We start from the raw sequence: 13,982 nt of genomic DNA, 5'->3' as shown, positions 1-13,982 counted from the left end.
ATGCGCACAACGTTGCGCTTAATCAAGAGGAGAAAACGTATGGGTCTGTTTGACATGTTCAAGAAGAAGGCTGAGCCCGCGGCTGCCGCTGCTCCGGCCTCCATCTCTGCTTCTGCCGGCGCCGACGTGCTGTGCTCGCCCGTCAAGGGCAAGGTCATCAAGATGGCCGACGTGCCCGATCCCGTCTTTGGTGGCGAGGTTTTGGGCAAGGGCTGCGCTGTGTGGCCCGAGGACGATCTGGTCTACGCTCCCTGCGACGGCAAGGTGACCGTCACCATGGGTCACGCCGTGGGTCTGCAGTCCGATAGCGGCATCGAGGTTCTTGTGCACGTTGGCGTCGATACCGTCAACATGAACGGCGACGGCTTCGAGGGCTTCGTCAAGGCCGACGACGTCGTCAAGGCTGGCCAGCCCATGCTCAAGATCGACCGCGCCAAGATCGCCGCTGCCGGCTACAAGGACTGCGTCGTCGTGGCTGTGTCCAACACTGCCGAGTTCGCCGACGTCGAGCTCGCCGTCGAGGCTGACTCCGCTGTCGCCGCCGGCGATGTCATCGTCAAGGTCGTCCGCAAGTAAACTGCGGCAACATAAGGATGCGCAAGGGTGGTCGGGTTATCCGGCCGCCCTTTTTTATTACAATGCGGCGGAACGTTTTATTGCGCGTTGGGCGGAACGGTAAACCGTTCGGACGTTAAATCGAGCCGACTGCGCCTTTGCTTTGCCGGGGGTGTTCGTTAGCGGCTAGAATGGCCTTATTGTTACGACGTGCACCGCGTCGGGAAGCGCGGTGCCGCTTGTTGGGAGGAATGTCATGAAGAAGAAGCTGCTGCTTGCGCCCCTGATGGCTGTTCTGGTCGCGTGCGTAGTTGTGCTTTCCGGCTGCGGAGGCCCTTCGGTTGAGGAGCTCATCACCGATGATCTTACGACGCAGTTTGACGAGGTCAAGAACGGTGGCGACGACTTCCTCGCCGGCCTGGAAGAGGCCTCGGGTGACGAGTTCGAGCAGCTGGGCATCGATCCCAAGGAGTACGCCAAGAGCTATCTCGAGGGCTTTGACTACAAGATCGGCGACGTGACGGTCGACGAGGACAAGGGTACCGCAACTGCCGAGGTCACCATTACCTGCAAGTCCATGAACCAGATCGTTGAGGATTTTGCCACCCAGTACCAGGAGAAGGTCGCCGCGCTTGATTCGATGCCTTCCGATGACGAGCTGTACAAGATGGCCGGTCAGGTTATGGTCGATGTGACCAAGGCTGCTAAGACCAAGGACACCAAGGTCACCTTCAAGTATTCCTGCAATGACGACGGCGAGTGGTCTGCCGACGATTCCGCAACCAACGAGATGATGAATGCCATGATGAGCTAGGGGAGTTACACGGTAGTTCGTTACGGCGTTTTGCCAAACGCCGTAACTGCCCGACGCTGCGCGCCGCCCAGGACGACAATTTGTCATTCAAAAGGCGAGGCATGACCAGAAGGTCTATGCCTCGCCTTTTTCATGCCAATTTGTTCGCTCTGGTGCCCGCTCGCTGCCCGTCCTCTACCTGCGGCGTTGCCATGGTAGTCATTGAGGTGGCAGTTGGGGACGTTCCTTTTCTGCCGGCAGTTGGGGACACTCCTTGCGCCAGCGTTGCATCGCGAACGCTCGGGAAAATATGGCCCGGTTTTTGGTCGAATTCTGGGTCGCGGTTTCCGGATGGGGTGGGTTGCGGAAAGTGCGACCCGGAATATTGCTCCAAAACGGGATGGCGTTTTCCCGACGCGCCTCAAACGGAAAGCGCATCCCATTCCGGAGCTCCAAAACGGGACGCGCTTTCCGCGCGGAAGAATTGTCGCAGCTACGTTAAGCAGTGCCGCTCGCTACTCGCCCAAGATTAGCTCGGCGAGTTCGTCCTGCGTATCTACCACGTAGTCGGCGCCGGCGGCTTCCAGCTCTGCGCGGCCGCGGAAGCCCCAGCTGACGCCCGCGCTCTTAAGGCCGGCGTTGTGACCGGTCAGAACATCGACATTCGAATCGCCCACATAGAGCGTGGTCGCCGGGTTGGCGCCCAGCTCCTTCATTACATGCAGCGTGACGGGCGCTTCGGGCTTAGGCGGAAACGCATCGACACGGCCCTGTACCTGCGCAAAGCGATCGGGGCCAAAGTATTTCTCGATAAGCGGGGCTGCCGAAATATGGTCCTTGTTGGTGAGCACGGCAAGCTGAACGCCCTCTGCGCGCAGACGGTCGAGCATCTCAATCGTGCCGGCGTAGGGTGAGGTGCGGTCCTCCTTGTGCTCGCCATAATAGGCCCTAAACTCGGCAAGCGTCTGCTCAAACATACGGCCGTCGCCCGCGTACTCGGCGGGCATAAAGCGTTCAACCAGCTTGAGCATGCCGTTTCCCACCTTGTAGCGATACTCGTCCACGGCAAACGTGGGCCAGCCGTGCATCTCGCAGGTGTGGTTGCCGGCGGCCGCCAGGTCCTCGAGCGTGTTGAGGATGGTGCCGTCTAAATCAAAAATCACATGGGAAAAAGCTGCTGCCATGGGTGCTCCCGCCGTTTGGGTTATAGGACGCACCCATGATAACGGGCTGGCGTGTCGGGCATGTTTGAAATCTGAATAACTTTGACTGCTGTGTATCGGGCCGCGCTGCCCGACCATCTCTGTCGTTAGCAAATTCTCGGCAGCTGCTCTCCTACGAGCATGTCGAGGATGCGGGTCGATCCCCAGCCGGTGCGCACGCGCACGGCGGGACGGGCGCCCTCGGCAAGTGGCAGCACGCGACCGATGATGGCGGCATTTTCGCCGTAGCGGGCGGCGCGCATGGCGGCCAGCGCGGCATCGGCCTGCTCGGCCGGCACCACGGCAACCATCTTGCCCTCGTTTGCCACCTGCAGAACGTCGTAACCGAGCATCTCACATGCCGCCTGTACGTCGGGGCGCACGGGCACGGCATCCTCGTCGATCTCCATGGCAACGCCGCTGGCCTGGGCAAACTCGTTGAGCGTGGATGCCAGGCCGCCGCGCGTGGGGTCGCGGAAGCAGCGGGTGTCGGGGGCGGCGGCGAGCACGTCGGCAATCAGATGATTGAGCGGCGCGGCGTCGCTTTCGATGGCGCTCGAAAACGCCAAGCCCTCGCGCTGGCTCATGATGGCGATGCCGTGGTCGCCTAGCGTACCCGATACCAGGATGACGTCGCCGGGGCGGCAGTTGGCACCGCTGAGCGTCACACCTGCGGGCACCTCGCCCACGCCGGCGGTATTGATGTAGACGCCGTCGGCACCGCCACGCTCGACCACCTTGGTGTCGCCGGTGATTATGGACACGCCCGCCTCGCGTGCTGTTTCGGCCATGGTCTGCACAATCTGGCGCAGCTTGTCCATGGGATAGCCCTCTTCGAGGATAAAGCCGCACGAGAGGTAGCGCACGTTAGCGCCCGAGGTCGCGACGTCGTTGACGGTTCCGCATACGGCGAGGCGGCCGATATTGCCGCCGGGGAAGAACTGCGGCGTTACCACAAAGCTGTCGGTCGACATGGCGATTCGCCCGCTTGCGGGCAGCGCGGCGACACCAGCATCGTTGCCCGCAAGCAGCTCGGGCGACCCAAAGGCATCCAGAAAGACCTCATCGATAATGCGCTTCATCATCTGGCCGCCGGAGCCGTGGCCCAGCAGGACAGTGCTATCGGTGGCAGTACGGGACATATCGAAAACTCCAATCGTGGGTGGAATTATATGGGTGAGGCGCAGCGTCGACCGGTCCGCCGTTCGTTAGAACGGCGGAACCTAATAGTCGCGGTATCTAAAGTACGCCGCGCAGCTGCCTTCGGAGCTCACCATGCAGGGGCCGACGGGGTGTTCGGGCGTACATGCGTGGCCGAACAGCGGGCAGTCGCTCGGCGTGATGGCTCCGCGCAGCACGTCGCCGCAGCGGCACCCGCGTGGCTCGACCGTCGCCTCAACGGGCACATCAAAGCGGGCGCCGGCATCAAAGCGCGCGAATTCGGGTCGGATGGAAAGACCCGAAGCCGCAATCGGTCCCAGTCCGCGCCACGTGGTGTCGCACGGCTCAAACACCTGCTCGACCAGTTGGCGCGCCACGGGATTGCCGTCTGCATTGACGCCGCGGCGGTAGGCGTTGTCGATTGCGGGCCTGTTCTCGACAACCATCTGGACCAGCGTGCAGATGCCCTGCAGGATATCGACCGGCTCAAACCCGGTGACTACGCCGGGGGTCTCGAACTCGTCGACCAAAAAGCTAAAGGGTGCCAGGCCTGTGATGGTAGCGACGTGACCAGGCAGGATAAAGCCGTCGATGGTCGTCTCGGGGTCGTTGGAGATCGCACGCAGAGCCGGCGGCGTGGTCTTGTGAGCACAGTAGACCGAGAAGTTCTGGAGCCCGCGCGCTTCGGCCTCCAAGATGGCGGCGGCGATGGTGGGCGTTGTAGTCTCAAAGCCCACGCCCATAAAGATGACCGGGCGTTCGGGGTTTTGCTCGGCAATGTCGAGCGCGTCGAGCGGGGAGTAGACGATGCGAATGTCGCACCCTGCTGCCTTTTGCGCGGCGAGCGAGGTGGACGATCCGGGCACGCGCATCATGTCGCCAAAGGTGGTGATGATGGCACCGTCCATGTTGGAAAGCGCGATTGCGTGATCGATGTCGCGGTTGGCGGTGACGCAAACGGGGCACCCCGGGCCGCTTAGCAGTTTGAGTCCCGTCGGCATAATGGAGCGAAAGCCATAGCGGCCAATGCTCACGGTATGCGTACCGCAGACTTCCATAAGGTTGATGCTGCGGTTGCCGACAAGCTCATGAATACGATCGATGAGCTCGCGAGCCAGCTTGGGGTCGCGAAATGCCGAAAAGTCGATACCGGAGCGAACCGGCTGCGCCGCCGCCACTAGTATGCCTCGGCCGGGTTGGTGGCGAGCTGGTCCTCTTCGGCCAGCTCGGTCATGGTATTGACGAGCTCGAGTGTCTCTTGGGCTTCCTGCTCGTCAACAATCTGAATGCCAAAGCCGGCGTGCACGAGAATATAGTCGCCTACCCGTGCCGTCGGCACGAGGCGCAACGAAACGGGGCGCTCGATGCCCATCATGTCGACGGTCGCCTTAAGGTCGTCGTCGCGTTTGACCACTTTACCGGGAACGGCAAGGCACATAATGTTCCCCTTTTATACGTTTTGCGCTGGATAGGCGCCTAATTATCCATCAGATGATGGTAGCGCTCGCGGGAGTCACGAGCAAACGCGTTACACCTGTGAGACGGCTGGGCACAGTGGTGTGTGAGGGCGAGCTACTGCGATGCGATCTGCGCAAGACGAGCGCTTGCGACCGTCGCCTGACCGTAGGCGATGCAGCCGTCATTGACGGGTACGGTGTGGGGGACAAGGACAGTAAGGCCTGCGCTTTTGAGCTCGCGGGTGAGGAGCTGGAGCAGAAGTCGGTTCATGAACACGCCGCCCGAGAGCGCGACGGTGTCGATGCCCTCGCGCGCGCAGACATCGCTGGCGATGTGTGCCGAGGAGCGCGCGACGGCGACATGGAAGTCGAGCGCGAGCCTGCCGGCGGGCGCTCCGGCTTCAATTCCCTCCAAAAGCGCCTCAAAGAGTGCTTTCTGGTCCTGAACATAGGGGCCGTCCAACCACGATGGGCCAGATGCGAAATAGCCGACGTTGTTGTCGGGAAAACGGGCGATTTCGCCGTCCAGTGCACGCCAGGCGGCGGCTTCGAGCTCGATGGCGGGTTCGCCCTCGTAGGTCGCCTGGCCGCAAATGCCTAGGATCGCGGCGGCGGCATCAAACAGGCGACCCATGCTGCTGGTGCGCGGGCTGTTGATGCCGCGCTCGATCATCGTTGCCGTTATGCTGCGTGTTTGCTCGTCAAGGCTGTTCAAGAGCCCCACGGCTCCCGGGTGCTCGAGCAGGTTGAGCTCGCTGAGCAGGGCAAAGGCGTTGCGGCGGGCATCGTGTACGGATGCGGCGCCACCGGGAAGCGCCCAGGTGCGCAGATGCGCGACGCGCTCAAAATCGGCGAGATGGGCGATAAGAAACTCGCCGCCCCATATGGTGCCATCGGTGCCGGCACCCGTGCCGTCGAAGGCGATGCCGAGGACACGTGCATCGGGCGCAAGCCGGCCTGCGGCAATCGCCTCTGCCATTACGCTCGCGATGTGCGCATGATGGTGCTGGACTTCGGTAAGCGGCAGACTGTGCTCCCGTGCCCGATCACGCGCCCATTGGCTCGACAGATAGCTGGGATGCATGTCGCATGCCAGGGCGGCAGGCGCCAGGTCAAAGAGGTTTTCCAGACGCGAGCGCGCGGCGTTCCAAGCATCGAAAGTCGCGCCGTTTTCGACATCGCCGATATGTTGCGACACAAAACAGGCTGCCTCGCCGTTCGTCCCTTCGCGCGTGAGTGCAATCGTGGCTTTTTGCTGCGGCCCGCAGGCGAGCACGCAGGGCGTGGTGCCGTTGAACGCCGGCAACGACAGCGGCTGCGGCGCATATCCGCGTGCGCGACGCACGGGCATGACGTCGCCGTCGACTACGCGTACCACGGAGTCGTCGTAGCGCGACAGAATTGCGCGGTCGTTGCCGAGCAGCGCGTCGGCGATGCCGGCGGCAACGAGATGTTCCCATGCAAGGACATCGTCGGTCTCGATGGGCTCTTCGCTCAGGTTTCCGCTGGTCATGACGATTGCGTGCATACCGTGCGCTACAGCCGCAGCGAGCAGCAAATGTTGAAGCGGGGTGTAGGGGAGCATGACGCCGAGCTCGGGCAAGTCGTGTGCGACGGATGGCGCGAGCTCGAGGGCGTTGGGGGAGCCGTAGGCGTCGTTGCCGGCCGCGCGGCGGCGCAACAGCACGATGGGGCGAACGCTGCCGGCCAGCAGGTTGCGCTCAACGCCATCGATGTGGCACAGGCGCTCGACGTCGGCAAGGCCGCGCACCATAACGGCAAGCGGCTTGTTGCTGCGACGCTTGCGACGGCGCAGCTCGCACACCGCTCGTTCGTTGGTGGCGTCGCAGGCCAGGTGGAATCCGCCCAGACCCTTGATGGCGACGATGCCGCCGCCTGCCAGCAGCTCGACGCAGCGTTCGATGATGGCATCGCTGGCCTCGCGCGTGGAGCCGACGGCGGGTGTTGCGCCGACCGCCGTTGGCATAACACCGCGATCCGCCTCGCGCCACGTAATATGCGGTCCGCAATCAAAGCAGGCATCGGGCTGCGCGTGAAAGCGTCGATCGAGTGGGTCGGCATACTCTGCGGCGCAGGTGGGGCACATGGGAAAGCGATCCATCGAGGTTGCCGCTCGGTCATAGGGCAGCGAGCGAATGATGGTAAAGCGCGGTCCGCAATTGGTGCAGTTGATAAAGGGATAGTGAAAGCGTCGGTCGGCGGGGTCGAATAACTCGCGCAGGCAGTCATCGCACGTGGCGATGTCGGGCGAGATGAGCGTCGTGTGGGCAGTTTGATCCTGCGACGCCACAATGCGAAAGCCCTGCTCGTTGGCGGCGTCCCAGTCGCCGGGTGCTAGGCCTACAACCTCGACACGCTCCACGCGAGACGCCGCAGGCGCATGCTCGGAAAGCGCGTCGACAAATTCGTCGAGTGCTTTGCCAAGGGCGTGCGCCTCGATATGCACGCCATCGCCCGCGTTGAGCACCCAGCCGCAAATGCCGTGCGCCATGGCCTCGCGATACACAAACGGTCGCATGCCGACGCCCTGCACAATGCCCGTTACATGGATATGCGCATGTCGCATGCGGCCCTCCTTCGTTGAAATGTGTGCTGTTACAGCCCCAAGCTCTGCTCGGTGGCGGCGCAGGTGAGCTCGCCGTGTTTAACGCCGCGCAGGCCCAGCAGGCGGTCAGCCAGCTCGTAGACGCGCTCGCCGCGACCCTTAAGCGCCAGAATCTCCAAGCAGTTGTGGTGATCCAGATGCACGTGCATGGTCGATACGATCTCGTCGGTGTAGTCGTGCTGCACCTCGTCCAGGCGGCGCGTCAGGTCGCCGGTGTGATGGTCGTAAATCATGGTGAGCGACCCGATGACCTGCTCGTCGGGTGTTCGCATCTGCTCCTTGGCAATGGAGGCGCGAATCAGGTCGCGCACTGCCTCGGAGCGGTTGGCCACGTCGCCGCGGCGCGCGATCTGCTCGTCAAAGCGGCGCAGCAGGTCGTCGGGCGCGGTGACTGAAAAACGGACCAGCTCTGAGGCGGAGCCGCTGCAACGGCAGCCCATGTCGCCGGTCGGCCCGTGCGGATGCTCGTGCTCGTGATCGCAGGCGTGCTCGTGCTCGGCCACGCTACACCAGCTTTACGGAGCCAACGGAGTTATGGTCGGCCTCGATGGCTTCCTCGTAGCCCTCGAGTGCGTCGTGCGCCTCGTGGAGTGCCGCCATGGCGGCCTCGAGCTTGGCGCCAATGCGTTCCATGTCAAAGTTCTCGGTCGCATGCAGCAGCTGATGGCTCCACTCGTGGGCGAGCTCGATCGTGTCGTCGACCTGCTTGACGCTCATGGCAAGCTGGCTCATGTTCATTCCGACGTCATGCATGACAAGTCTCCTTTTGTACGGGTTTAATCAGTGGTTCAGATTCTACTACGCCCGCTTTGCGCATCGCCGCATAAGAAAACGGGTGCGAGTCCGTCTGACCCGCACCCGTTCACTGGGGGCTGTTTGCGATTACCATACTATCCGTGGTCGCGGGCGCAGCGTCCGGCTCTCCGGTGAGCGGCGCAAAACCGCTCATGGACGGCAGCACATGACCGGCGTATTACAGATGCTTCTCAAGCAGCGCCTGCAGCCTGGCCTTGGGCAGCGCGCCAACGGAGCGGTCGATTTCCTCGCCGTTCTTAAAGACAACCAGCGTGGGGATGCTCATAACGCCAAACTTCATGGCTAGGTCCTGATTGTCGTCGACGTTGCATTTGACGACGGCAAGTTTGCCGGCCAGCTCGTCGGCCACTTCGTCAACAATGGGCGAGAGCGAGCGGCAGGGACCGCACCACGGTGCCCAAAAATCAACCAGCACGGGAAGGCTGCCGTTAACGACGGAATCGAAGTTCTCGGGGGTAATCTGCTTAATGTCAGCCATGGTGACCTCCATAGTGCGACGCGGCTCAGCCGCGTAAAATTCAGTACGACTGTGCTTATACCCAACGGTCCGCAAAGCAAGCACTCGCGGTCGGCTCTTTTATATAATGGTGGGCACGCAAACGATTGGAGAGCGCATGTCCACGTCACAAAGCCAGAAAAAAGAAGCTATCGCCCAGGCGACCGAGCAGGAGCTCGCATCGCTTGCGGGCCGCGGCGTGCGTATCGCGGGCAACGCGTGCTCGCCGATTGTGCTGGTAAAAGGTGATTTAGACGATGCCGAGCGTGCGGGCGGCGAGCTGGCTGCCGGTCCGGATGGTGCCGCGCTGCGCAAGGCGCTCGGCGCCATCGGCTACGCGCCAGAGGATTTCTGCGTGCTGGCAAGTGTTGCCGGCGCGGGCGACGGAGCAGTTGCGACAGGCGAGGGCCTGCCGTGCGAGCTGTTCCGCGAGGCGCTCGAGGCCTTGGACCCCGAGGCGGTCCTGCTGCTGGACGATCGCGCGGCCGATACCATGCGCGAGACCTATGCCGACATGCTCGTGGCAATCGACGACTTTGATACCGCCATGCTCAAGCCCGGCTTGGTCGCCCATGTACAGGGTCGTCGCGTGCTCGCGCTCGATGGCTTTGAGGCGGCGCTGACCGACAAGGCGGCCAAGCAGCGCATGTGGGCCTACATCAAGCAGCTGACCCCGGCGGCCGCTCCGCTGTAGCGGATTGGCGCCGGTGAGCGATTGCCTGGTGGGCATGCCGTCGACCATGCGCGGCGGCCGTCCAAAGATGCCTCCTGCGCTATCGAGAGCTCGGCTATCCTCAGCTTGCCAGTTCGAAAATGGACCTGCCGCATGATTGAATCTTTATTTCAACTTTACACCTAGGTTTACAGCTGTCTTGTCAGCTGTAAACCTAGGTGTCATACTAAAGCCCCAAGATTCGCCAAAAGAGAGGGGCCTTGATGGCACAGAGCGCGAACATGGATGCATCGGAGCTTGCACGCGATATTGCGGCCGGCCTGGCATCGGCAACGACGGCAACGGAGCGCGCAGCATTGGTGCCCGCAGAGCTCGTCGAGGCCATTCAGCAACTTAAAACCCAGCGCGACGCGGTGATCCTGGCGCACTATTACGTGGCGCCCGAGGTCCAGGCTGTGGCCGATTACGTCGGCGACAGCTTCTACCTGGCAAAGCTTGCCAAGAGCCTGCCGCAGCAGACCATCGTGCTGTGCGGCGTGGAGTTTATGGGCGAGAGCGCCAAGCTGCTCAATCCCACCAAGACCGTGCTGCTGCCCGAGCCGGGCGCGGATTGCCCCATGGCTCATATGGTCAAGCGCGAGACGGTCGACGCCGCCCGCGCCGAGTACGGCGACGACCTGGCCGTAGTGTGCTACGTCAACTCGACGGTCGAGATCAAGAGCTGGAGCGACGTGTGCGTCACCAGCTCCAACGCCGTCAAGATTGTGTCAGAGCTGCCGCAGCAGCACGTCCTGTTCATTCCCGATCAAAACCTCGGTCGCTTCGTAGCCGAGCAGGTGCCGCAAAAGCACGTCCTGCTTAACAAGGGCTACTGCCCGCGCCACCACATCATCACCGTCGAGCAGATCGTCGATGCGCAGGAGGCACATCCCGACGCGCTCGTGCTGGCGCACCCCGAGTGCAAGGCCGACGTCCTTGCCGAGGCTGACTACATCGGCTCCACCGCCGGCATCATCAAGTGCGCCGAGGAGTCGGACGCCAGCGAGTTCATCATCGTGACGGTCCGCGGCGTGCTCTACGAGCTCGAGCGCCGCTGCCAGGGCACCGGCAAAAAGTTCTACTTCCCCGCGGTGCAGCCCACCTGCGCCAACATGGATCTCATCACGCTCGAAAAGCTCGTACGCTGCCTGGAGACGGGCGAGGGCGAGGTGCAGATTGGCGTGTCGGACGAGGCCGCCGACCAGGCCAAGCTCACGCTCGACCGCATGCTCGAGTACGCGGCGCGCTAGAACAATGTGACATGAGGGGCGGTTCCCCAGTCACATCACAAGGGAGAGGATTCCTGTGGAAACCAAGCAATACCCCGACATGGAGTGCGACGTCGTTATTGCCGGCTGCGGCGTGGCGGGCCTATACGCTGCCCTCAATCTGCCGACGAGCACGCGCGTGATCATGCTCTCCAAGGGTACGGTCGACGAGTGCGACTCGATGCTCGCGCAGGGCGGCATCTGCGTGCTTCCCGAGGGCTCGGATTACGATGCCTTCTTTGAGGACACCATGCACGCCGGCCACTACGAGAACCGCCGCGAGAGCGTTGACATCATGATTCGCTCGAGCCGCTCGGTCATCAACGACCTGCTGGCCATGGGCGTGGACTTTGAGCGCAAGGCCGACGGCAGCCTCGACTTTACCCGCGAGGGCGCGCACAGCCGCCCGCGCATCGCCTTCCATGCCGATATTACGGGCAAGGAGATTACGACCAAACTGCTCCAGGCTGTCCGCAAGCTGGACAACGTGCAGATTCTCGAACACGTTGCCATGACCGATATCCTGACCGCCGAGCGTGACGACGCCACGGTGTGCACCGGCGTCGTCGCCGTTCCCGTGGACGAGGACAACTCGGTTCGTCCCGCCGATGAGCTGGCAAATGCCGCCGAGGGCGTGCATGCCGGCGAGCCGTTTAAGATCCATGCCCGCCACACGCTGTGGGCGACGGGCGGCATCGGCGGCGTATACGACCATTCGACCAACTACCCGCAGCTCACGGGCGATGCCTGCTACATCGCTCAGGAGCATGGCATTACGATGGAGCACCTGGACTACGTGCAGATTCACCCCACGGGTCTGTTCTCGCCGCAGCCGGGTCGCACCTTCCTAATCAGCGAGAGCTGCCGCGGCGAGGGAGCGATTTTGCTCAACGCTGCCGGTGAGCGCTTTACCGACGAGCTTCAGCCGCGCGACGTGGTCGCCGCTGCTATTCGCGAGCAGATGAAGCAGGACGGCACCGAGCACGAGTGGCTGAGCTTTGCCCCCGTCGAGCGCGACGTGGTGACCGGGCACTTCGCCAACATCCGCGCGCGCTGCCTTGAGGACGGTCGCGACATCCTGGATGAGCCCATCCCCGTCACGCCCACGCAGCACTACTTTATGGGCGGCGTGTGGGTCGACAAGGACGGCCGCACCTCGATGCCCGAGCTCTACGCCGCTGGTGAGACGGCCTGCAATGGCGTTCACGGCAAGAATCGCCTGGCTTCCAACAGCCTGCTCGAGTCCCTAGTCTGGGGTCGCCGCGCTGCTTGGCGTATGCGCACCGGCGAGTCGCTTGCCGTGGAGCAGGCGGGCGAGCCCGCCCTCGATGGCCGTCATCGCGCCCTGAGCGCCGACGCCCTGGCAATCGATGATCTGGCCCGTGCCGCCGGCACGCAGGCCGTGGAGGAGTAGACCATGAATCCCATTACCATGAAACTCGTCGTCGATGATCTGATCCTGCAGGCCCTGCGCGAGGACATTACGTTTGAGGACGTAAGCACGGCGAGCGTGTGCCCCACGGCGCGCCCTGCTACGGTGGAGCTCATCGCCAAGGCCGACGGCATCATCGCCGGCCTGGACGTGTTCGCCCGCACCTTTGAGCTGCTGGATCCGCAGAGCTCGGTGCTGTTTGATGTTGCCGACGGTGACGAAGTGCACGCCGGCGACCACGTGGGCCAAGTGCGCGGCGACGCGCGCGTGCTGCTTTCGGGCGAGCGCGTGGCGCTCAACTATCTGCAGCGTATGAGCGGTATCGCCACCTACACACATAATATGGCAGCGGCGCTCGAGGGTACCAAGACCGTGCTTGTCGACACACGCAAGACCACGCCGGGCATGCGCGTCTTCGAGAAGGCCGCGGTCGAGATCGGTGGCGGCAGCAACCACCGCTACAACCTGTCGACGGCTGTCATGCTCAAGGACAACCATATCGACGCCGCCGGTGGCGTGACGCGTGCGATCGAGATGGCACGCGCCCACGCATCGTTTACCACGACGGTCGAGATTGAGTGCGAGAACCTGGACATGGTACGCGAGGCCGTGGAGGCCGGTGCCGACATCATCATGTTCGACAACATGACCCACGATGACATGGCTGCCGCGATTGAGCTTATCGCCGGCCGCGCCAAGACCGAGTGCTCGGGTAATGTGGATGCCAGCAATATCCGCGCGCTCGCCGACCTGGGCGTTGACTTTATTAGCTCGGGGGCATTGACGCACTCTGCGCCGATTCTCGACCTCTCGCTCAAGCACCTGCGTCTGCTGGACGGTAAATAATGGACGCCCGCGAGCGTCGCCGTGCCATCATGGGCGTGCTCGAGGGGGCCACGGAGCCCGTTTCGGGCAGCGCACTTGCTCGCGAGGTGGGTGTGAGCCGCCAGATTGTCGTGCAAGACATCGCCCTGCTGCGCGCCGATGGGCACGATATCGTGGCGACCAACCGTGGTTATGTGCTGCAGGAGGCCCCCAGCAGCCCCGCCGTGCCCACGCGCTTGGTCAAGGTTCGCCACAGCGTGGAGCAGGCAGGCGATGAGCTCACGAGTATCGTCGACGCGGGCGGTGCCGTGCTCAATGTAATCGTCAACCACCGCGTGTATGGCAAGATCACAGCCGATCTGGACATTCGCAACCGTCGCGATGTTGAGCGCTACCTGCACGATATCGAGAGCGGCAAGAGCTTTCCACTACTAACGGTGACGAGTGGCTACCACTTCCATCGCATCGCGGCGGAGGACGAGCAAACCCTCGACGAGATCGAGGCCATGCTCAAGGAAAAAGGCTACTTGGCAGACCTCATGCCCTACGAAGATGACCTATCGTAGCCGATGCTGAAAACGCCCCTAAGCGGCAATCTGCAGCGGTGCCAAATTAGTTATCCGCACAAACAAAAAAAGG

At 62.7% G+C, this 13,982-nt stretch carries 15 protein-coding genes; 7 read left to right on the top strand and 8 right to left on the bottom strand.

All coding sequences use genetic code 11. The features are described 5' to 3' along the window. The first annotated feature begins 39 nt into the window (after positions 1-39). Together DXC67_RS07690 and DXC67_RS07685 are read left to right on the top strand one after the other, a co-directional pair. Positions 40-576 carry a PTS glucose transporter subunit IIA gene (locus tag DXC67_RS07690; protein WP_089573519.1) on the top strand — a complete coding sequence of 179 codons (537 nt, stop codon included), beginning with the start codon at positions 40-42 and terminating at the stop codon, positions 574-576. 235 nt (positions 577-811) lie between these two features. After that, entirely contained in the window at positions 812-1,369 is a 558-nt protein-coding gene (locus DXC67_RS07685) for a hypothetical protein (protein ID WP_117637959.1), read from the top strand. A 494-nt stretch (positions 1,370-1,863) separates the two neighbouring features. Here DXC67_RS07685 and DXC67_RS07680 read toward each other — a convergent pair whose 3' ends face one another. From DXC67_RS07680 to trxA, 8 genes are all read right to left on the bottom strand, one after another. Further along, complete coding sequence (locus tag DXC67_RS07680; protein ID WP_117637958.1) at positions 1,864-2,532, bottom strand: HAD family hydrolase; 669 nt, start codon at positions 2,530-2,532, stop codon at positions 1,864-1,866. 125 nt (positions 2,533-2,657) lie between these two features. Continuing rightward, a complete protein-coding gene (gene hypE, locus DXC67_RS07675; protein WP_117637957.1) occupies positions 2,658-3,692 on the bottom strand; it encodes a hydrogenase expression/formation protein HypE in 1,035 nt (344 codons plus the stop codon). 81 nt (positions 3,693-3,773) lie between these two features. Continuing rightward, positions 3,774-4,889, bottom strand: a complete 1,116-nt coding sequence (hypD, locus tag DXC67_RS07670; RefSeq protein ID WP_117637956.1) for a hydrogenase formation protein HypD — start codon at positions 4,887-4,889, stop codon at positions 3,774-3,776. After that, complete coding sequence (locus DXC67_RS07665) at positions 4,889-5,149, bottom strand: HypC/HybG/HupF family hydrogenase formation chaperone (RefSeq protein ID WP_117637955.1); 261 nt, start codon at positions 5,147-5,149, stop codon at positions 4,889-4,891. Before DXC67_RS07665 ends, hypD begins: the two co-directional genes overlap by 1 nt. A 134-nt stretch (positions 5,150-5,283) precedes the next feature. Then, on the bottom strand, positions 5,284-7,755 hold the full coding sequence (gene hypF / locus DXC67_RS07660; protein WP_117637954.1) for a carbamoyltransferase HypF: 2,472 nt from the start codon (positions 7,753-7,755) through the stop codon (positions 5,284-5,286). Positions 7,756-7,784: 29 nt separating this feature from the next. Further along, the gene (nikR, locus tag DXC67_RS07655) at positions 7,785-8,297 is read right to left on the bottom strand and encodes a nickel-responsive transcriptional regulator NikR (RefSeq protein ID WP_233503204.1); all 513 of its coding nucleotides are present in this window, start codon (positions 8,295-8,297) and stop codon (positions 7,785-7,787) included. Position 8,298: 1 nt separating this feature from the next. Continuing rightward, on the bottom strand, positions 8,299-8,547 hold the full coding sequence (locus DXC67_RS07650; RefSeq protein ID WP_006235225.1) for a hypothetical protein: 249 nt from the start codon (positions 8,545-8,547) through the stop codon (positions 8,299-8,301). Between the two features lie 220 nt (positions 8,548-8,767). Continuing rightward, complete coding sequence (gene trxA, locus DXC67_RS07645) at positions 8,768-9,088, bottom strand: thioredoxin (protein WP_117637953.1); 321 nt, start codon at positions 9,086-9,088, stop codon at positions 8,768-8,770. A 136-nt stretch (positions 9,089-9,224) separates the two neighbouring features. On the opposite strand from trxA, the gene DXC67_RS07640 reads away from it, so the two are divergent. The 5 genes from DXC67_RS07640 to DXC67_RS07620 all read left to right on the top strand — a co-directional run bounded on the left by DXC67_RS07640 (position 9,225) and on the right by DXC67_RS07620 (position 13,909). Next, a complete protein-coding gene (locus DXC67_RS07640; protein WP_117637950.1) occupies positions 9,225-9,800 on the top strand; it encodes a hypothetical protein in 576 nt (191 codons plus the stop codon). 242 nt (positions 9,801-10,042) lie between these two features. Continuing rightward, complete coding sequence (nadA, locus tag DXC67_RS07635) at positions 10,043-11,068, top strand: quinolinate synthase NadA (protein ID WP_117637949.1); 1,026 nt, start codon at positions 10,043-10,045, stop codon at positions 11,066-11,068. Positions 11,069-11,147: 79 nt separating this feature from the next. Continuing rightward, on the top strand, positions 11,148-12,500 hold the full coding sequence (locus DXC67_RS07630) for an L-aspartate oxidase (RefSeq protein ID WP_117637963.1): 1,353 nt from the start codon (positions 11,148-11,150) through the stop codon (positions 12,498-12,500). Positions 12,501-12,503: 3 nt separating this feature from the next. After that, the gene (gene nadC / locus DXC67_RS07625) at positions 12,504-13,364 is read left to right on the top strand and encodes a carboxylating nicotinate-nucleotide diphosphorylase (RefSeq protein WP_117637947.1); all 861 of its coding nucleotides are present in this window, start codon (positions 12,504-12,506) and stop codon (positions 13,362-13,364) included. After that, complete coding sequence (locus DXC67_RS07620; protein ID WP_117637946.1) at positions 13,364-13,909, top strand: transcription repressor NadR; 546 nt, start codon at positions 13,364-13,366, stop codon at positions 13,907-13,909. The genes nadC and DXC67_RS07620 overlap by 1 nt, the downstream gene beginning before the upstream one ends. The last annotated feature ends 73 nt before the right edge of the window (positions 13,910-13,982 follow it).

Source organism: Collinsella sp. TF07-1, from assembly GCF_003437235.1.
In the GTDB taxonomy this organism is placed as follows: Bacteria; Actinomycetota; Coriobacteriia; order Coriobacteriales; family Coriobacteriaceae; genus Collinsella.
Note: the sequence above shows the minus strand (reverse complement) of the source record. Positions and strands in the feature narration are given on the sequence as shown.